Here is a 24,722-nt window from a genome sequence, read left to right as displayed (position 1 = left end):
TCAGCGGTCAACGGCCGCTGACCGCTGACAGGGCTGCTGCGTACCCAGCAGCCCTGTTTATCTATCCGTACTTCTCCTTCCGTACATCACGCCCTTGTCCTTGTACATCTTCCGGTCCACCTGGGTGAGGATCTGGTCCACGTCGGGGATGGGGGTCCGGCAGGTGACGGCGCCCAGGGCCACGCTGATGCCCCGGGCTTTGTACCGGTCCTTCAGGCTGTGGATCAGCTCATCAGCCTCTGCTGGAGCGTCGATTTCCCGGATCAGGAGGAATTCATCGCCCCCCATCCGGAACACCTTTCCCAGGCCTTTCATTTCGTCCAGTACCTGGGCGGCGGAACGGATCAGCCGGTCTCCCGCTTCATGGCCCTGGGTGTCGTTGACCCGCTTCAGGCCATTGATGTCCCCGAACACAAAGACCAGATCCTGTCCACTGGGCAGGGAGGCTATGGTGTCGTGGAAGGCATACCGGTTCCCCAGGCCGGTGAGCTGGTCCGTCCGGCTGTTGGCCTGGAGGGTCCGCCGGTTGTTCCGGATCCGGAGCATAATGGCAAAGAACCGGGTCAGGGTGGCCAACAGCAGGCTGGCGGACCGGAAGGTATCCGGGGTGGGGTTCACCACTTCCGTATACCCCAGGGACCGTTCCCCCTGGGTGAGATGGCCGGACACAATGCTGCGGATCCCGGGAATCCGGAGATGGAAATCCGGTTGTTTGGCCAGCAGCTGGGGCATATCCGGGATCAAGGCCAGTTGTTCCTTGTCAAAGGAGTTGTACAACAGTTGTACGTCTTTTTTGGGTACGTGCTGGAGCTGATCCTTCATGGGTTCCAGCCCTTTCCGGACCCATTCATAGGTGGCGCTCACCGTGTCATCGGGGCCTTCCTCAAAAATGTAGAACCGTTCCGCTCCCATGTTTTCCGCCAGTTGGATGATCATTTTCTGGATCCCCAGGTCCGGATCTTCTTCCCGGAGACCGATGGCAATCGCGTCATTGGCGGCGGCTTCCCGGAAGATCAGATCGTTCCGGGCAATGTCCATATCCACATATTCCTTCAGGTTCAGGGCCATGGAGAAGTGGAGCACCCGCCCCCGCCAGGGTACCAGAGTATCCCGGACCAGAAGGTCCAGGCCGGATTTCACACTGTGATGGGTGGCGGTGTGGAACCGGTCCTGCCGGAGGATGGACAGGGGACAGTAGGCACAGGGGGCCTTCTGTCCTTCCAGCAGTTCGTAGCATTTTTTCTCTTTATACTCCCGGGGCCCGTCCACGTGGTAGGCCTTTTGGGCAGCCTGGTTCATGTAGACCATCTCATAGGTTTCCGGATCGCTGATCATCACCAGTTCGTCCATGGTGTCGAATTTTTCCCGGTCAAAGACGATCCGGTCTCCGATGAACACCGATTCCCCGTACCGCTGATCCCGGGATTCCTTCAGCCGTTCCGTGAGAAGGGCCAGCAGGTTGTCCAGGTTGTCCACTTCCGATCCCCGGGCCAGGGCATACTGGAGGTACAGGGTGCAGCTGTAGCCGTCCACTTCCGTAATGCTGTGGATGGCCTGGGTCAGCTTCTGGATCTGGCTGTCCAGCTGGTCCTTCAGGGTGGTCTTGGTAAAGCCCAGGAAGCAGCAGCTGCCGATGTGAGCCAGGGAAATGGTGGGAAGATGGAGATGCTGGAAGGTTTCCACCACTTTGATCAGCAGTTTCCGGCCCGCTTCCGGCCCGTAGGTCCGGCGGAACTGGTCGAATTCCGGGATGTCCAGCAGGAAGGCGGCATAGTCATCCTGCTGGTACCGCCAGGAATCCGCATACTGGAGGCCGGCTTCCAGCATGCCCCGGTAGCTGAGAAAGCCGGTTTCCGGATCTTTCAGATTCAGGTCCCGGATCAGTTCTGCCTGGGCGGGATAGTTCTCCAGATCGTCGAAATAGCCCAAAAGTCCCACAATCTGATTCCCTTTGTACAGAGGGAATTTGGTGGCTACAATGGGATGGGGGACGCCCCGGACAATGCAGGTCCCCAGGTGCTGGGTAATGGTCCGGCCCTGATGCACCACCTCTTCCTCATCGTTCTGAAAGGTGCCGGGCATGGGGTGCCAGCCCATTTCCTCGTCGGTTTTCCCCAGGATGTCCTTTTCTTCCAGACCGTAGAATTTCAGGAAGGAGCGGCTGGCACCCCGGAACCGGCGCTGGCTGTCCTTCCAGAAGAATTTCAGGGGGGAGGTGCGCACCGCATTCCACAGCAGGGTCTGGTAGTCGTGTTCCGTCTGGGGTATCTTTTCCAGAGGGACTCCCAGGGACATGTTGAACAGAGGCAGTTCTTTCCGGCGGGTGGTCAGATCCTTCCGTTCCCACACATTGTCCTGGACGGTCAGCAGGATGTTCCGGGTGGGATCTTTGTACAGGAACATGGCATGGAAAATCATCCACCGGTAGTTTCCGTCAGGCCGGCGGATCCGGAACTGGTCCTTGGCATCCACCCGGCCCTGTTCCCGGCCCTGGGCGTGGAGACTGTCCGGATCTGTGAACTGGAGAAATTTTTCCCGGTCGTCCGGATGGACGAATTTCTTGGCGTAGCGGGTCAGGAAGCCGGCAATGTCCGGATAAACGGCGTCACTGTTCAGGGAAGGCACGGAGCTTTGGAGCACCTGGACCTGGTCTTTCCCGATATCCAGATACATCAGGGAGTCGTACATGAGCACCAGGTTCCGGAACAGTTTGTCCAGTTTGTGGTGGAGCCGGGTGTTTTTGTCAAAGGTGATGTTCTGGATTTCCAGCCGGCCCAGACAGAACTGGGGATTGCCCATGATTTTCCGGGCCTTGATCCGGATGTACTGGCCGTTGTCCACATATACCAGGGAATGGGTGGCGGTGCTGTCCGCCACCTGGTCCAGGAACATCCGGAACTTGTCCCGGAAGGGATAGGCGGGATCCAGCAGGTTCTCATTGGCTTCTTCCAGGGAATGGGTGCCCACACTGGCCAGAACCTTCTGGTAGGCCTCGTTGATGTACAGCAGGGTGGCGTATTTCCGGGTATACCGGAACAGGCCCAGGGGGGCTTCGGACACCACGTTCATGAGACCGGCCTGTTCATAGCACTGGTTTTCCAGGCTGTTTTCCGGCTTGATGTGCATTCTCATCAGATGGGTCAGGAGCTTTTCGTAGGGCAGGGGACGGCTGTAGTAGAATCCCTGGATTTTTTCACAGCCGATCTTTTTCAGGAAGGCCAGCTGTTCTTCCGTTTCCACGCCTTCTGCCAGGGTATGGACTCCCAGGGTCTTGGCCATGAGCACGATGGAGGTGATGATTTCCTTCCCCTTGTCGTTCAGGTTCTTCAGGAAGGCCTGATCGATCTTCAGCTCATCGAAATGGTAGTTGTGGAGCACGTTCAGGGAGGAATAGGCACTGCCGAAATCGTCCAGCCAGATTTTGTAGCCGCTGTTGTGGAATTTCTGGAGGGTCTGGAAAATGTGGGAGGAATGTTGGACCAGGGCGCTTTCCGTCACTTCAATGCACAGGAAGTTCCGCTGGAGCCCGTATTTCCGTACCACTTTTTCCACCAGCTGGAAGGGGTCGGTGACCAGGAAATCCACCCGGGAGAAGTTTACGGAAATGGGGATCATGGGCTGGTGGTTCCGCCGCTGTTCCCGGAGCAGTTTGCCGGCCTGGCTCAGTACATACTGATCCAGCTGGTGGATCAGCCGGGCTTCTTCCAGGATGGGCACAAAGATCCCCGGAGAGATCATCCCCCGTTCCGGATCGATCCATCGGGCCAGGGCCTCCAGGCTGCACAGTTTGCCCGTAAGGCTCCGGATAATGGGCTGGTAGTACACCTGGATCTGGCCGGACTGGAGGGCCCGGGAGAAGTTTTCCAGCACAAAGACCCGGGTCTCCTGCTGGGCGGCCAGTTCCGGGGTATAGACAGCCCAGGACTGGATGGCGTTTTTCTTGATGGAATCGCAGGCGAATTTGGCCATGTCGAAGGCATGGCGCAGATCCGTCAGGGAAGTTTTTTCATTGGGGGGATAGATTCCTGCCTTCAGCTGGATGGTGGGGTTGCCGGTGCACTGGTCCACCTGCCGGGCGGCTTCCTGGAGTTTGTCCCGGAGCTTTTCCGCCGGAGCCAGGAGCACAAATCCGTCCCCGGTAAGCCGGGTCATCAGCTGGCCCGGGAACAGGGACTGGAGAATGCTGGCCACGGACCGGAGCAGGTTGTCCCCGGCCTGGATCCCCCAGGTGGCATTGTACAATTTGAAGTTGGTCAGGTTCAGGTATACCGGGTTGTAGGATTTCAGTCTGCCCTGGGCCTTTTTTTCCAGGGACAGGTTCAGGGCAGTCTGGTAGAAGGCACGGACCCCCATAAGCCCGGTGACCGGATCCTGTTTCCGGACCAGCACTTTCTGGGAGCTGCTCACCAGGTTCATGATCCATACGGTACCCACCTGGGGCAGGGTGCCTTTGGACAGGGTCCCTTCTATCCGCCGGAAATGGCCTTCCCGGGTCTTGATCCGGAAGGTCAGGTAAATCTGGGTCATGCCGGTTTCCTGGTGAGAGACAGCGGCGGCCTTCTGGCCCAGGGTTTCCAGGGGCTGGTAGTCTTCCGGATCCACCATGCCCTGGAAGGTGCCTCCGGTAAGGACCTGGAATTCCTCTTCAGTGGTGCAGGAATACAGGGACAGGAAGCCCGGGTTCACAAAAAGGATCTGTTCTGATCCCTGGGTGGTAAAAAGACAAATCCCGCTGGGCAGGGTATCGTAAAAACTGTGGAGTTCCTGGAATTTGCCCGGTGTATTCAAAAAAATCCCCCTCTTTGCCTGTGACAGATCCGGAAACCGCTGTGGAAGCAGTGTGTCCGGTCATATGTCCATAATCATATCCTTATATTATACTCCATCTGGAGGGTTCTGCCAGAAAAAGTTAACTGGGGATGTTAATTGCCAGCGGAAAGAAAAAAATTCTGATCACCCTTTACAAAAAAGAAAAAATTTGCTAAAATACAATCTATCTGATGCGGGCATAGTTCATTGGTAGAATGAAAGCTTCCCAAGCTTTAGAGGTGGGTTCGATTCCCATTGCCCGCTCCATATTGAAAGACGGAAGGCTGTTGCTGAGGCAACAGCTTTTTTTGTTTTCTCAGGAGCCAGGGTATGATATAATAATCTTTTACAGAAAACGAATTTGATTTGTCTGGAAGAAACGGGAGGAAGACATGGCGGAGTACAATTTACTGCAGAAAAAGATCCTGGCGGACGGCATCATCAAAAGCGGGGATGTGCTGAAGGTGGACAGTTTCCTGAACCACCAGATCGATGTGCCCTTCATCAGCAAGCTGGGAGAAGAATTCTATCAGCTGTTCAAGGACCGGCCCATCAGCAAGATCCTGACCATCGAGGCTTCCGGCATCGGCATTGCCTGCCTGACGGCAGTCCATTTCCGGGTGCCGGTGGTGTTTGCCAAGAAAAGCGCCGGCAGCAACATGGACAAAGAAGTGTACAGCACGGAAATCAGATCCTTTACCCACAACAAGGTGAACCATGTAATCGTTTCCAAGAAGTATCTCAACGCAGGAGACCATGTGCTGATCATCGATGACTTCCTGGCCAACGGCTGCGCGGTGGAAGGCCTTATCGACCTGGTCCACCAGGCCGGCGCCGAAGTGGAAGGGGTGGGCATCGCCATCGAAAAAGGTTTCCAGGGAGGCGGGGACGCCCTGCGGAAGAAAGGTTATGATGTAAAGAGCCTGGCTATCATCGAAAAGATGGATGCGGCCACCGGCACCATCGTATTCCGGTAAGGGGGCGCCATGGAAGAAGAAAAAATCCAGGAACCGGCCCAGACTGGCACTGACCCGATTTACCAGTTTGATGGAAAAATCTCCCTGAAGAAAGCGGCGCCTTTCGGACTCCAGCATGTACTGGCCATGTTCGTGGCCAACATCGCTCCCATCCTGATTGTCACCGGGGCGGTAAAGATGCCTACGGAACAGGCGGCGGCCCTGATCCAGGCGGCCATGATCATGGCCGGGGTAGGGTCCCTGTTCCAGATGTTCCCGGTGGGGCCTCTGGGCAGCCGGCTGCCCATTATCATGGGGATCAGCTTCACCTTTGTGTCCACCTTCTGCGTCATCGGAGCCAAATACGGCTATGGGGCCATCCTGGGGGCGGCTCTGGTAGGGGGCTGTCTGGAAGGGTGCCTGGGGCTCATTGCCCGGTGGTGGCGCCGGTTCATCCCTCCCATTGTGTCCGCCAGCGTGGTGACCTCCATCGGGTTCTCCCTGCTGGGGATCGGGGCCAATTCCTTCGGAGGCGGCTTCGGGAATCCCCATTTCGGGGAAGCTCCCTACATGATCGTGGGTACCGTGACCCTGGTTTCCTGTCTGCTGTTCAACATCAAGGCCAAATCCTTCTACAAGCAGCTGTCCGTGCTGTTTGGCCTGGTGGTAGGGTACATCACCGCCTTTTTCTACGGTATGGTGGATCTGTCCAAGATCAGTTCCGCCGGGCTGTTTTCCCTGCCCCAGCCTCTGCCCTATGGGCTGGAATTCCATCCGGATGCCATTTTTTCCGTATTCCTGATTTTCCTGGTGTCTGCCACGGAAACCCTGGGGGATACCTCTGCCCTGACGGTGATGGGCTTCGGCCGGAATGCCACGGATAAGGAAATCGAAGGGTCCATCGGAGTGGACGGGTTCATCAGTGCCCTGTCCTCCCTGTTCGGCTGTCTGCCTATTACGTCCTTCAGCCAGAACGTGGGGCTCATTGCCATGACCCATGTGGTGAACCGGAAGGCCGTGGCCAGCGGGGCCGCCATTATGATCCTGGCCGGACTGTTCCCGGTGCTGGGAGTGATCCTGGCTTCCCTGCCGGAAGCGGTGCTGGGAGGATGCACCCTGATGATGTTCGGGTCCATTGTGGTCAGCGGGGTCCGGATGCTGGGCAGCTGCGGCTACAGCCAGCGGAACATGATCATCGCTGCCCTGAGCCTGTCCATCGGCATCGGCTTCACCCAGAATCCCTCCATCTTTAAGATTTTCCCGGACCTGATGAAAAGCGTCTTCGCAGAAAACTGCGTGGCGGTAGTGTTCGTGGTGGCCGTAGTGCTGAATCTGATTCTGCCGGATGAGATGAAATAAGGGCTGCTGCACGCAGCGTGCAGAAGCCCGGTCGCGGCCCGCGACCAGAAGGCTCCTCACGTTAGCGTGAGGAGCCTTCTTTTTTATTCGAAACAACCGGTTGTTTAACCGGTTGTTTTCCTTTATTCGCCGCCTGGTTCAGCTTTTCCACCCATTGGGCTCCGTTGTCCCCATACTGGAGGCTCATGATCCGCTGGCCGCCGAAGTAGAGATTGCTGCCATCCTGTTCAGCAGAAGGTTGTGTATTGGGTTGTTCGTGGTAGACTTTGGCCAGGCTGCCGGCCACCAGGTAGGTCCGCTCCCGGCTGCTCATATCCCCTCCGGGCTGGACCAGCCCCAGGTCCTTTTTGTTCACCAGGATGGCTCCGGTCTTTTTGTCCACATTCACATGTTTTCCGCTGTATTCATACAGCCGCTGGGTATACTTGTCCCGGCGGGATCCGTTGTTGGGATGGTCGCTGGGCATGAAGATGGTGCCCAGGAAGGTTTCCCGGTTGTTGCCCATCTTTTCCATTACCCGCTGCCACAGGGCACTGCCGGCTCCCGGGTTGTATCCGGCTTCCGTGGCGTAGGTGAAGCCCAGCTCATCCGCTTTCTTTTCCATAGGCAGGGTCACCAGCTTGGCACTGCCCAGGTTGGCCAGCAGGTTGGTGCCCACTGCTTCCAGCATATTGCTCTGGCTGCCGGCCACGGCTGCCAGAAGGGCAATGGGGAAGGTACGCTTCACTCCGTTGGCCGGGTCGTGCTGCTCCCCGTGACCCAGTTCATGGCCCAATACAAAGGCCAGTTCGTCCTCGTTGTAGTTCAGGGTGGTGAACAGGCCCATGTTTACGGATACATTGTGGCCCAGGGTGCAGTAAGCATTGAATTTGGTGCTGTCGTTGACAAAATAATGATAGGGATTCTTTTCGATGGAAGGATCAGTCTTGGCAATGGCGGCGGACAGCCGGCCCATGACCCGGTCCAGCATGGCATTGGCTTCCGGATCCTCATTGACCCCTTCCTGCTGCTTGATCTGATTCAGGTATTCTCCCCGGCCCTTGCCGTCCAGGTAGGCCACCTGCTTGTTCAGCATGCTGTACTGGGCGGACACCAGGACGATGGAGCCGATGGCATTGCTCCAGTCAAAGGCTTCCGCTGCCGGCAGGGCGGACAGGGTCAGGGATGTGGTCAGGACCAGGCCGGACAGGGCCAGGGCCAGCTTTTTCTTCAGGTTTCGGGTGTGCAGACAGATCATGGGAATTCCCCCCTCCAAAGGTAACAGAAAATATATAAACAACCATAAAACAACCATTGTTTTATACCAAAACAACCGCATACAACCTTGAAAAATCCGGGAAACCTGTCACTTCCTCTGTCTGGATGACCTACATATGATATAATTGTTTCTATAGATTATAGAACAAGGAGAACCAGAAATCCATGAAAAAAATACTCTTTCTGACCACTGGCGGCACCATTGCCTGTACGGTAACCGATGAAGGCCTGGAACCTACCCTGAAGGGAGAGGACATCCTGAAACAGGTGCCGGAACTCCGGACCCTGGGAGAGATCACCGTCCGGGATCTGACCCTCCTGGACAGCAGCAATCTGGAACCGGCCCACTGGAGCGCCTGGGCCCGGCTGATCGGGGACAATTACAGCGATTATGACGCTTTTGTGCTCACCCACGGCACCGATACCCTGGCCTATACCTCCAGCGCCCTGTGCCGGATGCTGATCAATCTGGGGAAGCCGGTGGTGCTCACCGGGGCCCAGGTCCCCCTCAGCCTTACCAACAGCGATGCCCGGAGCAACCTGGAACTGGCTTTTTCCGTGGCGGCCAGCGGTCTGCCCGGGGTGTTCGTGGCCTTCGGGAACAAGGTGATCAAAGGGGACTGCGCCAAGAAGATCTTCACCCGGAACCCCAATGCCTTTGAAAGTGTCAATGAAGCTCCCGTACTGTATTTCGGCAAGGAGGGGGTCAAAAAGAACCTGCCCAGCCGGGAAAACGTGGGTGGCTTCCGGGTGGAAGAGAAACTGGAACCCCGGGTGATGGCGGTGACCATGACTCCCGGGCTGAAACCGGATATCATCGATTATGCGGTGGACCGGGGCTACAAGGGCCTGGTGCTGGAATGCTACGGAGCCGGCGGGGTGAATACGGACCAGCAGAACTTCCTGCCGGCCATCCGCCGGGCCATCAAAAAAGGCGTCCGGGTGGTGTGCGTCAGCCAGTGCCTTTTTGACGGGGTGGATCTGTCCCTGTATCCCATGGGGATCCTGGCGGCCCAGGCCGGAGTGGAATCCGGGGGCCCCATGACCCTGGAAGCGGCCGTGACCCGGCTTATGTGGAGCCTGGCCAACGAAACAGAAGAAGCATAAAGGAGGGAATCGTATGGCCGGAGATGCCAAAGCCCTGGTATCCCAGTTCCTGCAGGCCTGGCAGCGGGAACGGGACCATAAAATCAAGATCTGCCTCTTCGGGCAGCCGGGAGCCGGGAAAAGCTCTCTGATCAATGAACTGGCCGGCCAGCGGGTGGCCCGGGTGAGCCAGGCCACGGACACCACCCGTCAGGCCCAGATCGTGGAGTGTCCGGATGTGATCTATGTGGACCTGCCCGGCTATGACACCAGCCTGTTCCCGGAAAATGCTTATTTCAGCGCCTTCAATCCTCTCCAGTACGACCTGTTCCTGTGCGTGTTCGCCGGAAAGCTCCATGAGGCGGATGTGGAATTTTTCGGGAAGATCGCCCGGACCGGCCGGGTGTGTCTGTTTGTCCGGAACAAATGCGACGGGCTCTACGATCCTTCCTGCAGCCGGGAAGAGCTGGAGGAGAAGATCACCCGGGATGTCCACCATCTGGTGGGCCCCCGGGAACAGGTGGTATTCACCAGCTGCCGGCGGAACCGGCCGGCGGCGGAACGGGGGATCCCGGAACTGGAACGGGCCATGGGGGCGCTTTTGCCGGAAGCCCAGCGGGACCGGTTCTTCCGCCATGCCAAAGCCTATACGGAAGAAGCCCTGCTGGTGAAGCGGAAGGCGGCGGAACGGTCCCTGAAGAAATTCATAGTCCTGGCGGCGGCCAACGGCCTGAACCCGGTGATCGGCATGGACGCGGCCCTGGACAGCCAGATCCTGAAAAGCCTGTACCGGGCCATCCGGGAAGCCTTCGGGGTCAGCGAAAAGGAAGTCCAGCCGGAAGGGCCCAGTTCCCAGGTGGTGAAGAAACTGGCGGAAGGAGTCACCGGAGAACGGGTGACCAAGGGGCTGACCTGGCTCCTGCGGAAAAAGGCCTCCGGGAAAGTTGCCAAAGTGATCCCAGTGGTGGGAGGCGCGGCAGTAATGAGCTTCAACGCCGGAAGCATGTACTTTTTAGGTGAAAAATACATCGATGCCTGCTGGGAGTACGCCCTGGAACGGCTCCAGGCGGAAATCCAGATGGGGGAACCATGACAAAAGACGGAAATGCCATCAGAGAAAAACTGAAGAACCTGGATCAGGAGAATGTGACCATTGTGCTGTTCGGACAGCCAGGCTCCGGGAAGTCCAGCCTGATCAATGCCATCTGCGGCTACCAGGCAGCCCCGGTGGGGGTGGAAACGGACACCACCCGGGAGCCGTTGTTGGTGGAGCACGGGGATGCCACCTTTATCGATCTGCCGGGCTATGGAACAAAATCCTTTCCCTGGAATGAGTTCATAGAACAATTCCATCTTTTCAAGTATGATATGTTCCTGTGCGTATTCTCCGACAAGCTCCACCAGGGGGATACGGAACTGTTCCGGCAGCTGACCGCCCAGGGCAAGCCCTGTATCTTTGTCCGGAACAAGACGGACCTGATCTATGAGGAGGGGCTGAGCCTGGAGGAAAGCGAAGAGGCCATCCGCCGGGATGTGTCCGGACAGCTGGGCCGGGAAGACTTTGAACTGGTCTTTGTGTGTGCCCGGAAGGATGCCCCTTCGGGGCTGGATGAACTGAATGACGCCATCATCCGGAAAATGCCTGCGGCCCGGCGGGAGAAGTACATCCTCACTGCAGAGGCCCGGACCCGGCAGCAGCTGGATGCCAAACGGGAAGCGGCCCGGAGCTATGTGCGCCGGAGTTCCACCTACGCCGCCTACAACGGGATCAATCCCATCATCGGGGTGGATGCGGCAGTGGACCTTCTGATCCTGTACCAGATGTACGGATGCATCCGGGATGCCTTCGGGATCACTCCGGAACTGATCCACGACAGCCGAAAGGTGTCCCTCCGGGACAAGGCCATGGTCCTGGGGGGCATGAGCAAGGAAGGGATCAAGGTGATCATCAAGACCCTGGGCCGGAAATTTGCCGCCCGGAGTTTCCTGAAGGCGGTGCCGGTGGTGGGCCAGGCAGCTTCGGCTCTCCTGGGGTACCAGCTGGTGCGCCAGGCAGGGCTCACCTATATCGATGCCTGCTATGAACTGGCCCGGGAACGGCTTCTGGACGAGCTGGACGCCCGACGGGACAAGCCGGGGAAGAAGTAAAACAACCTGTGTCCGGCAATGGTTGTACAACAGTTGTTTAAGAAAAAGGGAGGTCGAAACCTATGAATCTGGAACCCTATGAAAAGGAACTGGAGAAACTGAATGCCTGTATCTGGGACTTTGCAGAACTGAAATTCCAGGAATTCCAGTCCGCCCAGGCTATGGAGGATCTGCTGGAGCGCCACGGTTTCCAGGTGACCCGGGGACTGGCCCACATGCCCACCGCCTTTGTGGCGGAATACGGCAGCGGGAAGCCGGTGATCGCCATCCTGGGAGAATATGATGCCTTGAGCGGTCTCAGCCAGGAAGACGGGATCTGGGAGGAGAAGCCCCGGGAAGGGAATCCCAACGGCCACGGCTGCGGCCACTGCCTTCTGGGCACAGCGGCAGTGGGGGCAGGCCTTCTCCTGAAGGATTACCTGGCTGCCCATCCCGGCCGGGGAACCGTACGGGTCTATGGATGCCCGGCGGAAGAAGGGGGCAGCGGCAAAACCTACCTGACCCGGGAAGGGGCTTTTGCTGACGTGGATGCAGCCCTTACCTGGCATCCCGGGACCCAGAACGAAGTGATGGTGGGATCCAACCAGGCCAACATCCAGGCGGCCTTTACCTTCCGGGGCCGGGCGGCCCATGCGGCGGCTGCTCCCCAGAACGGCCGGAGCGCCCTGGACGCGGTGGAACTTATGGATGTGGGAGTCAACTACATGCGGGAGCATATGGCGGATTATGATCGGGTCCACTATGCCATCCTGGACACCGGCGGGGTTTCACCCAACGTTGTACAACCCAAGGCGGAAGTGCTGTATCTGGTCCGCTCCCGGACCAATGAAGAGACCAAACGGCTGTATGACCGGGTGGTGAACATTGCCCGGGGGGCGGCTCTCATGACGGAAACGGAGCTGTCCGTCCGGTTGGACAAGGCAGTGTCCAACCTGGTGCCCAACCGGACCCTGGGAAAAGTGCTGCATGATGCCATGGTCCAGGTGGGCGCTCCCCTCCGTACGGAAGCGGAAAAAGCCTTCCTGAAGAAGTTCCAGGACCAGCTGGCTCCGGAACGGGTGTGGCAGGATCCCGGGATGGCGCCTTTCCCGGATCCGGAACTCCGGGAGGAACTGATCCGGAAGGACCCCACCGGAGCCTATATCCTGCCCTACCAGCCCACCAACGCGGTGGCCATGGGGTCTTCGGATACCGGGGATGTAAGTTATGTGACTCCTCTGGCCCAGTTTGCCGCCGCCTGCTTTGCCATCGGCACCAGTGCCCATTCCTGGCAGTGGGTGGCCCAGGACAAGGGCACCGTGGCCCTGAAGGGCTGCTTCTTCGCTGCCCGGGTGCTGGCGGAAGGGGCCCGGACCCTTTATGAACAGCCGGCGGTGCTGCAGGAAGCCCGGGCCGAACTGGAAAAGCGTATGGCCGGCCGCACTTACCAGTGTCCCATCCCTCCGGACGTGATGCCCAGAGGGTATGGAAAATAAGGGTGCTGCTGCAGAGACAGCAGCCCCATACACAAAGGAGGTTGATACCATGTTCCGTCCCATGCGGCGATTCAAACAGGCCCTTCCGGAAGAGGAATGCCGGAAGGTGCTGGAAGAGGAAAAACGGGGGACCCTGGCTCTGGCCGGGGATGAGGGATATCCCTATGCCCTGCCCATCAACTATTATTACCACCGGGAAACCGGCCGGATCTATTTCCACGGAGCCGGGGAAGGCCACAAGATCGATGCCATCCGGCGCTGTGACAAAGTGTCTTTCTGCGTCCACGATGCCGGAGTGAAGCTCCCGGGGGACTGGGCTTACACAGTCCGGTCGGTGATCGTGTTCGGCCGGCTCCATGTGCTGGAGGATCCGGAACGGGCCATGGCCCTTTTGCGGCAGATCGGCCTGAAATACTACCCTTCGGCGGAGGAAGTGGACCAGGTGATGGCCCGGGCGGCCAGCCGGGTGACCATGCTGGAACTGGTGCCGGAACACATTACCGGGAAACGGGTCCATGAAAAGTAAAAAAATCAGTCATTTTCTCCTCTTTTCTTTGTAAATATATTGACACCCTCCCTTTTTCCTCTTATAATGATATGAGCTGTCAAACGATTTACTTATTATAGATCTTGACGTATCTTTGGAGGCAAGGGAGGGTTAGGAACATGAAGAGAACTTTTCAACCGAATAACAATCGGAGAAAAAAGACTCATGGCTTCAGAGAAAGAATGAAGACTCTGGGTGGTAAACAAGTCTTGAAAAGAAGACGTGCAAAAGGCAGAAAGAGATTGTCTGCATAAAGATCAAGATAGGCCGCTCTTCGCGGCCTATTTTACTACAAGGCAGGTGCAGGACTTTGGAACAGAATGTTCCTCCAATGAAATATACCCAGGCCAACCGGGTCAAGTCCCACCAGCGGTTCCAGGAGGTCTATGAAAAAGGCCGTTCCTTTGCGGACCGGTACGGGGTCTTTTACGTGCTCCCTTCCGAAAACGGAGAGAACCAGCTGGGGACGGCTGTGGGCAAAAAGCTGGGACATGCTGTGCTGCGGAACCAGGTAAAGCGCCGGATGCGGGAGGTGTTCCGGAAGGAACAGGCCCGTCTGAAGGGGAAACACGCCATTGTCTGGGTTGCCCGTCATCGTCTGGCACACGCTCCCTATGAAGTTTACGAGGAAGTTTTCCGGCGGCTGGCCAGAAAGGCCGGGCTGCTGTAAAACCCCGGAGGGTCTATGAAAACAATTGCCATTGCCCTGATCCGTTTTTATCAGGTATGGATTTCTCCCTGTTTTCCGCCCCGGTGCAGGTTCGTACCCACCTGTTCCCAATATGCGCTGGAGGCAGTCCGGAAATACGGGTTCCTGAAGGGATCCTTTCTGGCTGTGAAGAGAATACTCAAATGTCATCCTTTCCACAAGGGAGGATATGATCCTGTACCGTAACGGACAGGAAGAAAAGGAGTCGAACTTTGGAAATTTTAAGCTCGTTTGTCCAACAGGTTGTGGCCCACATCTATGAACTGACCCGTCTTATCGGTGAACCCAGCTACGGCCTGGCCATCATCATCATGACCATCCTGATCAAACTGATCCTGTGGCCCCTTACCGCCAAACAGATTTCGTCCACCCGGGCCATGAGCCGGATCCAGCCCAAGATGAAGGAGCTGCAGGCCCGGTACAAAGATGACAAGGTGACCCTGAACCAGAAAATGTCCGAACTGTACAAGGCCGAAGGGGTGAACCCCCTGGCAGGCTGCCTGCCTCTCCTGATCCAGATGCCCATCATGATCGGGATTTTCTACGGCATCCGGGATTTTCAGTATGCAGGCCCCAGTTCCTTCCTGTGGATGCAGAGCATTGCGGATCCGGATCCCTATTACATCCTGCCCATCCTGTCCGCACTGACCACTTTTATCCAGTCCAAACAGACCATGCCGGCTTCTGACAATCCCCAGGGGAAGGTCATGCTGTATTTCATGCCCCTGTTCATCGGGTACATCAGCTTCAAGTTCCCGGCGGGCCTGGTGCTGTACTGGGTAGTCATGAACATTATGCAGATTGGACAGCAGTTTCTGCTGGACCGGAAGAAATAAGAAGACAAAACAGGTGCCTCGGGGCCTGTAAGGAGGCTTGAAGATGAACATGGTGGAAAAGACGGGCAAAACCGTCGAGGATGCAGTGAAGGCAGCGCTGGCCGAACTGGGCGTCAGCCGGGACCAGGCGGAGGTGGAAGTCCTGGAAGAATCCAAACCTTCCCTCCTGGGCCTGTTCGGAGGCCGGGATGCCAAAGTCCGGGTAACGGTGAAGGAAGCGGAAGCTCCGGCGGCTCCGGAACCGGCGGAAGAGGCGGCTCCGGAAGCAGCGGAAGCCCCTGTGGAGAAGACGGAAGCGGCTCCCCAGGAGGATGCCAAGGCTCCGGCGGACCGGGAAGAGGAACGGCAGGCGGCAGCAGCGGCAGCCAAGGCCTTCCTGGAAGAAATCTTCCGGGCCATGGGCATGGACCTGCTCATCGAAAAATTCATCAGCCGGAAGGATGAGGAAATCATCCTGAAGATCCACGGGGACGGCATCGGCGTGCTGATCGGCAAACACGGCCAGACCCTGGATGCCCTCCAGTACCTGACCAACCTGGCCGGGAACCGGGGACGGAAGAACTGGAACCGGATCATCCTGGATGCGGAAAACTACCGGGAACGCCGGCGGGAAACCCTGGAACGGCTGGCCCGGAACCTGGCGGACCGGGTGAAACGGACCCGGAAAAAAGCCATGCTGGAACCCATGAATCCCTACGAACGGAAGATCGTACACATGAGTCTCCAGAACGATCCGGCGGTGACCACTTACAGCGAAGGGGAAGAACCTTACCGGAAAGTGGTCATTGATTTGAAATAATGGAACTGCATGAGGGGGTGCTGCACATGAAAAGCGGATATGCAGCACCCCCGTCAATGGTCAATGGTCAGTGGCCGGATGATAAAATTTGCAGGCAAATTTTTTTGGATTGAATCAAACCTGGTCTTAAAATAGACAGTCATTGCTAGAGTAAGCACGATATGTTTTTGCATAATAAAAGAATCTGTCTGACAGGACAGATTCTTTCCTTCGGCAATTGACCATTGACAATTGACAATTGACAAGGGGTTGTTGCTCAGGCAACAACCCCTTTTTTGGAGGAAAAAAAGATGGATGATACAATCAGTGCCATTGCCACTGCCCTGGGGGTGGGCTCCATCGGGGTGATCCGGATCAGCGGGCCCCACAGCCTGGCCATTGCAGACCGGCTGTTCGACGGCCGGGAAAAGCTGGGGAAGGAAAACGCTCGGAAGTTGTTGTACGGCCATATCCGGGACGGCAAAGGCCAGGTGGTGGATGAGGTGCTGGCAGTGTACATGCCCGGCCCCCATTCCTATACCGGGGAGGATGTGTGCGAGATCCAGTGCCACGGAGGACGGGAAGCCCTCCAGGAGATCCTGTCCCTGACCTTCCAGGCAGGGGCCCGGCCGGCGGAACCGGGGGAATTCACCAAACGGGCCTTTTTGAACGGCCGTCTGGACCTGGCGGAAGCGGAAAGCGTCATGGACATCATCAACGCCCGGAGCCGGCAGGCCCTGGCGGCAGCCAACCGGGGCCATCAGGGCGGTCTGTCCCGGCAGGTGAAGGCCCTGCGGAAGAAGCTCCGGGATCTGGTGGTCCAGCTGGAAGCCTGCATCGACTATCCGGAAGACGATATTGAAGAAGTGACCTATGACCGGACTGTGTCCATCCTGGAAGAAGGAAAACAGGCGGTGGAGACCCTGGTACGCCGGGGCACTGCCGGACGGATCCTCCGGGAAGGGCTGCGGACTGCCATTGTGGGCCGGCCCAATGTGGGGAAATCCAGCCTGCTGAACAGCCTGCTCCAGGCGGACCGGGCCATTGTTTCCAACATCCCCGGCACCACCCGGGACATCATTGAAGAACAGATGACCATCGGAGGGATCCCTCTGGTGCTCACCGATACTGCCGGGCTCCGGGACACCAGCGACCTGGTGGAAAAGATCGGGGTGGAACGGTCCCGGGCGGCCCTGGAAGATGCCCAGCTGGCCCTGGTGGTGCTGGACGGCTCCCAGCCGCTGGATCCGGAGGACCGGCAGCTGCTGGACAGCCTCCGGGACCGGAAGAAACTGATCCTGGTGAACAAGGCGGACCTGCCTCTGGCCCTGGACGTGGAAGCCCTCCGGAAAGCCTGTGGGGACAGGGATGTGATCGTCCTGTCCGTGAAGGAAGGCCGGGGCCTGGACCAGGTGGAACAGTGGCTCCGGGATTTCGTGTACGGGGAAGGCTCTGACAGCGAAAGCAGCAGCATGACCCAGAACGCCCGGCAGCAGAACCTGCTGGAAAAGGCCCTCCAGAGCCTGGAGGATGCCCTGACAGGGGCCCGGCAGCACCTGCCCTATGACTGTCTTACCATCGACCTGACCCAGGCCCTCCATGACCTGGGGGAGATCACCGGGGAAGATGTGCCGGATGAAATCATCGATGAGATTTTTGCCCAGTTCTGTGTGGGCAAGTAAAAGCGGAGGAAAACAGCATGATCGTAGTGGATCATTATGATGTGGTTGTTGTGGGAGCCGGCCATGCAGGGTGCGAAGCGGCTCTGGCAGCAGCCCGGATGGGACAGAAGACCCTTCTGGCTACCCTGTCCATGGACAATATCGCCCTGATGCCCTGCAACCCTTCCGTAGGGGGACCGGCCAAGGGACACCTGGTCCGGGAAATCGACGCCCTGGGCGGGCAGATGGGCCTGGCGGCAGATGAGGCCTGCATCCAGATGCGGATGCTGAATACCGGGAAAGGGTATGCGGTCCAGGCGCTCCGGGCCCAGGCGGACAAGCCTTTGTATCACACCATCATGAAGGAAGTGGTGGAAAACCAGGACAACCTGGATGTGAAGCAGCTGATGATCGACAAGCTGCTGGTGAAGAACGGCCAGGTCCAGGGGGTGGAAGCGGAAACCGGGGAAGTGTTCGAAGCGGATGCGGTGATCCTGTGCACCGGTACCTATCTCCGGGGGAAGATCCTCTACGGGGAAGTGGCCTACATGTCCGGCCCCATCGGCCAGCGGTCCGCCATGAAGCTTACCGGGTCCCTCCAGGAAGCGGGACTCCAGCTCATGCGGTTCAAGACCGGCACCCCTGCCCGGGTGGATGCCCGGACCCTGGACTACACCAAGATGGAACCTCAGTATGGGGATGAACGGGTCCGGAACTTCTCCTTCATGAGCACCATTACCACCCGGAACCAGGTGCCCTGCTATCTGACCTACACCAATCCCCGGACCCATCAGATCATCCGGGACAACCTGGACCGGAGCTGCATGTTCAACGGCATGATCGAAGGGGTGGGGCCCCGGTACTGCCCCAGCATCGAATCCAAGATCATCCGGTTCGCCGACAAGGACCGGCACCAGCTGTTCCTGGAACCGGAAGGGCTCCGGACCAACGAAGTGTATGTCCAGGGCATGAGCTCTTCCCTGCCGGCGGAGATCCAGGTGGCCTTCATGCAGACCATCCCGGGGCTGGAACACTGCAAGATGATGCGGGCCGGCTATGCCATCGAATATGACTGCCTGGATCCTCTCCAGCTGAAAGCCAACCTGGAACACAAGGCCATCAGCGGCCTGTTCAGTGCCGGCCAGGCCAACGGCACCAGCGGGTATGAAGAAGCCGCTGCCCAGGGCCTTATGGCCGGGATCAACGCAGCCCTGAAGCTCCAGGGGAAGAAGCCCCTGATCCTGAAACGGAGCGATGCCTACATCGGGGTGCTCATCGATGACCTGGTGACCAAGGGGACCACGGAACCCTACCGGATGATGACCAGCCGGGCGGAATACCGGCTGCTCCTCCGCCAGGACAATGCAGACCTGCGGCTGACCCAGAAGGGCCGGGATGCGGGGCTGGTCACCGATGAGCGGTATGACGCCTTTACGAAGAAGCGGGACATCATTGAACGGACCCTGGCCAATCTGTCCAAGATCAACCTGGCCCCCAGCGAGGAAAACCAGGAAAAGATCACCGGCCTGGGATCCACGGCCCTCCGGAGTTCCATCAATATGCTGGATCTCCTCCGGCGGCCGGAAGTGACCTATGAAAAACTGGCGGACGCCTTCGGCCTGGAAAAACTGCCGGTGGATGCGGCGGAACAGGTGGATGTGCAGGTGAAGTACCAGGGCTATATCCGGAAACAGAAACAGGAAGTGGAACGGGCCCTGAAACTGGAAGACAAGCTGCTGCCGGAGGACCTGGACTACAGCCGGATCCAGGAACTGTCTTCGGAAGCCATGGAGAAGCTCACCAAACAGCGGCCGGTATCCATCGGCCAGGCCAGCCGGATCTCCGGGGTATCCCCGGCGGACATCAGCGTGCTGATGGTGTATCTGGAGACCCAGCGGCGGAAGGGAGAAGAAGCATGAGTTACCGGGAAACCCTGAAACAGGCGGCAGAGGCTGCCGGCTTCCCTCTTACGGAAGGACAGCTGGACCAGTTCCAGCAGTATGGGGACCTGCTGCTGGAAACCAACAAAAGCCTGAACCTGACCGCCATTACGGATCCGGAGGAAGTGGCGGTGAAGCATATGGTGGACTCCCTGCTGGTGTACAACCGGGAAGCCTTCCACAACCACACCATTGTGGACGTGGGAACAGGGGCCGGTTTTCCGGGACTGCCCCTGAAGATCTATGATCCGGGGATGCGGGTGACCCTGATCGATTCCCTCCAGAAACGGCTGAACTTCCTGGGACAGGTGGTGGAGACCCTGGGACTGGGGCAGGTCCGGCTGGTCCACGGCCGGGCGGAAGATGCCGGGAAGGATCCGGCTCTCCGGGAGAAATTCGATGTGGCGGTGGCCCGGGCGGTGGCGGCTCTGCCGGTGCTGGCGGAATACTGCCTGCCACTGGTCCGGGTAGGCGGAGTGTTCTACGCCATGAAGGGCAGCAAATACCAGGAAGAAGCGGATGCCGCCCGCCATGCAGTGGAAGTGCTGGGAGGAAAGATCCGGGAGATCCGGCCCGTCCAGCTGCCGGGGCTTACGGACAAACGGGCCATCATCACCATAGAAAAAGTCCGTTCCACACCGAAACAGTATCCCAGAAAAGCAGGGACGGCAGTAAAGAAGCCGTTGTAAGCAGCCAAAAAAAGGCAATGTTTCACGTGAAACATTGCCTTTTTTATAGTCGAGAGTCGGAAGTCTGAAGTCTGGAGCCTCAGGAAAGGATCTGCCTGGTTGGGCGGATCCTTTCGATTATATAGAACCGGACTCGAAATCGACCCGGGATATCATTTTGCCCAAAGGTTCTACACATTCAAAAATTTGCCTGCAAATTTATCCTTCGGCTCCTGACTTCAGACTCCGGACTTGAGCCGCCATGCGGCTCTACAGCTTGGGGTTGTTGCACAGAACGTGCAACAATCCCATTTGTCACACAAACGTAACTTCTTTATGATATCCTAGGGGAGATACAACCGGAAGGAGGCTCCATCATGAACAAAAAAATTGCAGCTGCGGTGCTTTCCGCCTATCTGCTGGGGGCAGGTACCGCTGCCCTGCCGGCTCAGGCCTTTGACCTGGGATCCGTGCTGAAACTGGGGGGCATCAGCTACCTGGTCAGCCGGTTCGGCGGGGAGATCAACACCTTTATCAACAAACTGACTCTCCAGAAAGGCCTGGATACCCACTATGCCACCAAAGTGGTGCCCATTCTCAGTATGGGCAGCGGAAGCTATATCGGGGCCGTCCAGGTGGTGGGCCCCAAAGCTCAAGTGGACAAGGTAAAAGCCGTAGGCCAGCTGGAAGGAAAATTCCTCAGCGTGGCCCGGGTCAAGGCCATGATTCCCATCGACGCCACCAGCATCACCAACATCAACCGGGTTGACGGAGTGGGCGTGGGAGCCATTGTGGATTTTAAGCTGTGATAAGGCTATTGCACATTTTGTGCAATAGCCTGGTCTCGGGCCCAGGGTCTCGCGTCTCGAGCCAAATGAGAAATTTGCAGGCAAATTTTTGAACGTATAAAACCTGGTCCGTTATCCATAAGATATCCGTTTCCATATCCAGAACGTTTCTGGTCTGTACTTTCAAAAGAACCTGACTGAAAGACAGGTTCTATCCAGGGCCTCGAGACTCTTGACTCGAGGCCCGAGACACTAAATTGGGCTGCTGCCCTGGCAGCAGCCCAATCCTCCAGAAAGGAATGATACCATGATCGATTCTCAAACCATCATCAACCGGTTCCTGAAATACGTTTCTTTCGATACCCAATCCAGCGAGGAAAATGACCGGGAACTGCCCAGCACTCCGGGACAGATGGTGCTGGCCAGATTCCTGGCGGAAGAACTGAAAAGCCTGGGGCTTACGGATGTGTCCCTGGATGCTCAGGGGTATGTAATGGGCACCCTGCCGGCCACGGCAGGGATCACCGGTTCCACCGTGGGATTCATCGCCCATATGGATACCAGCCCGGAAGCTTCCGGCAAGGACGTGAAACCCCTCCTGGTCCGGAATTATGATGGGAAAGACATCCTGCTGAACCGGGACAAAAAGATCCTGTTTTCCACGGAAGATTTCCCGGAGGTCAAAAAGTACCGGGGCCAGGATATCCTGTTCACCGATGGCACCACCCTTTTGGGGGCGGACGACAAAGCCGGGGTGGCGGCCATTGTGACAGCTCTGGAATATTTCCGGGACCATCCGGAAATTCCCCACGGGACTCTCCGGGTGGGCTTTACCCCTGATGAGGAAACCGGCCGGAGCTCCTCTGCCTTCGATGTGGCAAAATTCGGGGCGGACTTTGCTTATACCGTGGACGGGGGAGAACTGGGAGGCCTGGAATATGAGAACTTCAACGCGGACAATCCGGTGATCACCTTCCACGGCCGCAGCGTCCACACCGGCTCCGCCAAAGGGAAGATGAAGAATGCCCTGACCCTGGCCATGGAATGGCAGCAGGCCCTGCCTGCCGGGGAAAAGCCGGAATATACCGAAGGGTACGAAGGATTCTTCCATGTACACAAGATCACCGGGGATGTGGAGACCTGCAAAATCCACATGCTGATCCGGGACCATGACAAAAAGCATTTTGAAGAACGGAAAGCCTTCCTGGACCGTCTGGCCGCTTTCCTGAATGAAAAGTACGGGGCCGGCAGCGTGGAAGTGGAGCATCGGGACATGTACTTCAACATGGGGGAAAAGATCCGGGACGGACACATGGCCGTGGTGGAACTGGCCAAAGAGGCCATGGAAGCCGTAGGGGTCACTCCGTCGGTGGATCCCATCCGGGGCGGCACCGACGGAGCCCGGCTGTCCTGGCGGGGTCTGCCCTGCCCCAACCTGTTCACCGGAGGAGCCAACTTCCATGGTCGGTTCGAATACCTCCCCATCCCCAGCCTGGTGAAAGCCTGTGAGACGGTGGTGGAAATCGGGAAGAGAGGGTACAGGATTTGATGGTCAGCGGCCGAAAGAGGAAACCTGTGCAGCAGGTTTCCTGAAAATAAAACGCAGCTCACGCTGCTAACCCACCACCCATGCTGCGCATGGATACCCCCGCCCTTGGAAAGGGCGGATATACGCTTGGGCCTCTGGCCCTTGCTTGCGGCACAAGGGCGTAAGCCCGATGTGCCATTTATCCGCCCTTTTCAAGGGCGGGGGACCAGCCATTAGGCTGGTGGTGGGTTAGCAGCGGCAGCTGCGTTTTCATTCAGAAAAATTTGCTGGCAAATTTTTCCATTTGGCTGCTGACCGTTGACCGGGTCTGTGAAAAGAATTTTCACAGACCCGCTTTTCTATGTTACAATATCCTACAGTGTCCCAAAAAGAAACGAAAGGAGTGGACCCTATGACCCGAGTCATTGCCGTGGCCAACCAGAAGGGCGGGGTGGGGAAGACCACCACCAGCATCAGCCTGGCGGCCTGTCTGGCGGAAAGCCGGAAAAAGACCCTGCTGGTGGACCTGGATGCCCAGGGAAACGCCACCAGCGGTCTGGGTATCGATAAAAACAGCCTGGCCTGTTGCATGTACGATGTGCTGATCAACAATACGGAGCTGGACAGCATCATCCAGCCCACTGCCTGGAAGAACCTGTGGGTGGCTCCCGCCACCATGAACCTGGCAGGGGCGGAAATCGACCTGATCGAAAAGAAGAATCCCGCCAATGCCCTGAAGAAGCATCTGTCCAAAATAAAAGACAATTATGAATACGTAATCATCGACTGTCCTCCTTCCCTCAGTTTCCTGACGGTGAATGCCCTGACGGCGGCGGATGGAGTGCTGGTTCCCATCCAGTGCGAATTCTATGCTCTGGAAGGGGTGACCCAGCTGCTGGCTACGGTGGACCGGATCCGCCAGTCCACCAATCCGGACCTGGCCATTGAAGGGATCGTCATGACCATGACCGACAGCCGGACCAACCTGTCCAATGATGTGGTGGCCCAGGTGAAGGAACATTTCCCGGATCTTCTGTTCAAGACCATGATCCCCCGTTCCGTACGGCTGGGAGAGGCGCCCAGCTACGGCCAGCCCATTACGGTGTACGATCCCCACGGGAAGGCGGCAGAAGCTTACAGGAGCCTGGCAAGGGAGGTGAAGCGCCGTGGCCGGTAAGAAAGGCGGTCTGGGCATGACGGGCCTGGATAAGATGTTTGGAGGGCGCAGGACCAAGGCACCGGCTCCCAAACCGGTGGTGGAAGAAAAGAAAGCCGGGGAAACCGTAGGGGAAGTGGCCCTGAAGAATCTGAAGCCCAATCCCTACCAGCCCCGGAAGACCTTCGATCCGGACAAGCTCCGGGAACTGGAGGAAAGCATCCGGCAAAGCGGGGTGATCCAGCCTCTCATCGTCCGGAAAAAAGGCCGGCAGTATGAAATCGTGGCCGGAGAACGGCGCTGGCGGGCGGCCAAAGCCGCCGGGCTCACCAAAGTGCCGGTGGTGGTCCGGGAATACGATGACAGTGCCATGATGGAAGTGGCCCTGGTGGAAAACATGCAGCGCAGCGATCTGGATCCCATGGAAGAGGCCCGGGGCATCCAGAACCTGATGGAAAGCCTGGGGCTCACCCAGGAGGAGGCTGCGTCCAAGCTGGGGAAGAGCCGAGCTGCAGTGGCCAATGCCCTGAGGCTGCTGAAACTGCCTCCTGAGGCGGCGGAAATGGTCTCTGCAGGCAAACTTACCCCCGGCCAGGTACGGCCGCTCCTGGGACTGGATGCGCCGGAGAAAATCACGGAACTGGCCCGGAAGGCAGCAGAAGGAGGCTGGTCCGCCCGGGTGGTGGAAGAAGTGGCCAAGGCGGAACGGGAAGGGAAGCCCTGGCATCTGTATTTCCAGACGGAAGAGGACCTGATTCCTCCGGAAAAACAGAAGAAGGGCGGTAAGAAAGCTGCCGGCAGGGAAAGCCAGCCCCAGGATACGGATACCCATGCCTTCCAGGAAAAACTGATCCAGTATCTGGGCACCCGGGTGAAGATCGAACCGTTCAAAAAGGACAGAGGAGGACGGATCCTCATCGAATACTACGGGCCGGAAGATCTGGAACGGCTCTATGATCTGCTGAAAGGGCCGGAAAAAAACGCCGGCCGGAAAAAGCCCGGCCTCTTTACCGTGTAGGAG

At 57.9% G+C, this 24,722-nt stretch carries 21 protein-coding genes and 1 tRNA gene; 20 read left to right on the top strand and 2 right to left on the bottom strand.

The window, feature by feature from the left end:
- Positions 1-57 precede the first annotated feature (57 nt).
- On the bottom strand, positions 58-4,788 hold the full coding sequence (locus tag FX155_RS05530; protein ID WP_154487996.1) for an EAL domain-containing protein: 4,731 nt from the start codon (positions 4,786-4,788) through the stop codon (positions 58-60).
- A 214-nt stretch (positions 4,789-5,002) separates the two neighbouring features.
- Here FX155_RS05530 and FX155_RS05525 point away from each other — a divergent pair.
- The 3 genes from FX155_RS05525 (at position 5,003) to FX155_RS05515 (ending at position 7,124) form a co-directional block, all read left to right on the top strand.
- Positions 5,003-5,076, top strand: a tRNA-Gly gene (locus tag FX155_RS05525).
- Positions 5,077-5,201: 125 nt separating this feature from the next.
- The gene (locus FX155_RS05520) at positions 5,202-5,786 is read left to right on the top strand and encodes a xanthine phosphoribosyltransferase (RefSeq protein ID WP_022488046.1); all 585 of its coding nucleotides are present in this window, start codon (positions 5,202-5,204) and stop codon (positions 5,784-5,786) included.
- A 9-nt stretch (positions 5,787-5,795) separates the two neighbouring features.
- Positions 5,796-7,124 (top strand): uracil-xanthine permease family protein, encoded by a 1,329-nt coding sequence (locus FX155_RS05515; protein WP_154487995.1) that lies wholly within the window; start codon positions 5,796-5,798, stop codon positions 7,122-7,124.
- Positions 7,125-7,185: 61 nt separating this feature from the next.
- Here FX155_RS05515 and FX155_RS05510 read toward each other — a convergent pair whose 3' ends face one another.
- Entirely contained in the window at positions 7,186-8,361 is a 1,176-nt protein-coding gene (locus tag FX155_RS05510; protein WP_195839615.1) for a M48 family metallopeptidase, read from the bottom strand.
- Between the two features lie 185 nt (positions 8,362-8,546).
- Between FX155_RS05510 and FX155_RS05505 the strand changes: the two genes are divergently transcribed.
- The 17 genes from FX155_RS05505 (at position 8,547) to FX155_RS05425 (ending at position 24,719) form a co-directional block, all read left to right on the top strand.
- Complete coding sequence (locus FX155_RS05505) at positions 8,547-9,488, top strand: asparaginase (RefSeq protein ID WP_022488043.1); 942 nt, start codon at positions 8,547-8,549, stop codon at positions 9,486-9,488.
- A 13-nt stretch (positions 9,489-9,501) separates the two neighbouring features.
- The gene (locus tag FX155_RS05500; RefSeq protein WP_022488042.1) at positions 9,502-10,560 is read left to right on the top strand and encodes a GTPase; all 1,059 of its coding nucleotides are present in this window, start codon (positions 9,502-9,504) and stop codon (positions 10,558-10,560) included.
- Positions 10,557-11,615, top strand: coding sequence for a GTPase (locus FX155_RS05495; RefSeq protein ID WP_154487993.1), 1,059 nt, complete (start codon positions 10,557-10,559; stop codon positions 11,613-11,615). The genes FX155_RS05500 and FX155_RS05495 overlap by 4 nt, the downstream gene beginning before the upstream one ends.
- A 62-nt stretch (positions 11,616-11,677) precedes the next feature.
- Positions 11,678-13,090, top strand: coding sequence for an amidohydrolase (locus FX155_RS05490; RefSeq protein ID WP_022488040.1), 1,413 nt, complete (start codon positions 11,678-11,680; stop codon positions 13,088-13,090).
- A 49-nt stretch (positions 13,091-13,139) separates the two neighbouring features.
- Positions 13,140-13,616 carry a pyridoxamine 5'-phosphate oxidase family protein gene (locus FX155_RS05485; protein WP_154487992.1) on the top strand — a complete coding sequence of 159 codons (477 nt, stop codon included), beginning with the start codon at positions 13,140-13,142 and terminating at the stop codon, positions 13,614-13,616.
- Positions 13,617-13,756: 140 nt separating this feature from the next.
- Entirely contained in the window at positions 13,757-13,891 is a 135-nt protein-coding gene (rpmH, locus tag FX155_RS05480; RefSeq protein WP_075579283.1) for a 50S ribosomal protein L34, read from the top strand.
- Positions 13,892-13,968: 77 nt separating this feature from the next.
- Positions 13,969-14,307 (top strand): ribonuclease P protein component, encoded by a 339-nt coding sequence (rnpA, locus tag FX155_RS05475; RefSeq protein ID WP_022488038.1) that lies wholly within the window; start codon positions 13,969-13,971, stop codon positions 14,305-14,307.
- 15 nt (positions 14,308-14,322) lie between these two features.
- Positions 14,323-14,532: a membrane protein insertion efficiency factor YidD gene (gene yidD, locus FX155_RS05470; protein ID WP_022488037.1), complete on the top strand. Its 210-nt coding sequence runs from the start codon at positions 14,323-14,325 to the stop codon at positions 14,530-14,532.
- A gap of 26 nt (positions 14,533-14,558) precedes the next feature.
- Positions 14,559-15,182 (top strand): YidC/Oxa1 family membrane protein insertase, encoded by a 624-nt coding sequence (locus tag FX155_RS05465; RefSeq protein WP_022488036.1) that lies wholly within the window; start codon positions 14,559-14,561, stop codon positions 15,180-15,182.
- A 43-nt stretch (positions 15,183-15,225) separates the two neighbouring features.
- A complete protein-coding gene (gene jag, locus FX155_RS05460; protein WP_022488035.1) occupies positions 15,226-15,981 on the top strand; it encodes an RNA-binding cell elongation regulator Jag/EloR in 756 nt (251 codons plus the stop codon).
- 290 nt (positions 15,982-16,271) lie between these two features.
- Positions 16,272-17,642: a tRNA uridine-5-carboxymethylaminomethyl(34) synthesis GTPase MnmE gene (gene mnmE / locus FX155_RS05455; RefSeq protein ID WP_022488034.1), complete on the top strand. Its 1,371-nt coding sequence runs from the start codon at positions 16,272-16,274 to the stop codon at positions 17,640-17,642.
- A 17-nt stretch (positions 17,643-17,659) separates the two neighbouring features.
- A complete protein-coding gene (gene mnmG, locus FX155_RS05450; RefSeq protein WP_022488033.1) occupies positions 17,660-19,540 on the top strand; it encodes a tRNA uridine-5-carboxymethylaminomethyl(34) synthesis enzyme MnmG in 1,881 nt (626 codons plus the stop codon).
- Positions 19,537-20,250 (top strand): 16S rRNA (guanine(527)-N(7))-methyltransferase RsmG, encoded by a 714-nt coding sequence (gene rsmG, locus FX155_RS05445; RefSeq protein WP_022488032.1) that lies wholly within the window; start codon positions 19,537-19,539, stop codon positions 20,248-20,250. Before mnmG ends, rsmG begins: the two co-directional genes overlap by 4 nt.
- A gap of 356 nt (positions 20,251-20,606) precedes the next feature.
- Positions 20,607-21,038: a hypothetical protein gene (locus FX155_RS05440; RefSeq protein WP_022488031.1), complete on the top strand. Its 432-nt coding sequence runs from the start codon at positions 20,607-20,609 to the stop codon at positions 21,036-21,038.
- A 286-nt stretch (positions 21,039-21,324) separates the two neighbouring features.
- Positions 21,325-22,566, top strand: a complete 1,242-nt coding sequence (gene pepT, locus FX155_RS05435; protein ID WP_154487991.1) for a peptidase T — start codon at positions 21,325-21,327, stop codon at positions 22,564-22,566.
- 391 nt (positions 22,567-22,957) lie between these two features.
- The gene (locus FX155_RS05430; RefSeq protein WP_022488029.1) at positions 22,958-23,722 is read left to right on the top strand and encodes a ParA family protein; all 765 of its coding nucleotides are present in this window, start codon (positions 22,958-22,960) and stop codon (positions 23,720-23,722) included.
- The gene (locus FX155_RS05425) at positions 23,712-24,719 is read left to right on the top strand and encodes a ParB/RepB/Spo0J family partition protein (RefSeq protein WP_022488028.1); all 1,008 of its coding nucleotides are present in this window, start codon (positions 23,712-23,714) and stop codon (positions 24,717-24,719) included. Before FX155_RS05430 ends, FX155_RS05425 begins: the two co-directional genes overlap by 11 nt.
- The last annotated feature ends 3 nt before the right edge of the window (positions 24,720-24,722 follow it).

It is taken from the genome of Acidaminococcus fermentans, assembly GCF_009696675.1.
Lineage (GTDB): Bacteria > Bacillota > Negativicutes > Acidaminococcales > Acidaminococcaceae > Acidaminococcus.
This window is presented reverse-complemented; position numbering and strand designations above follow the sequence as displayed.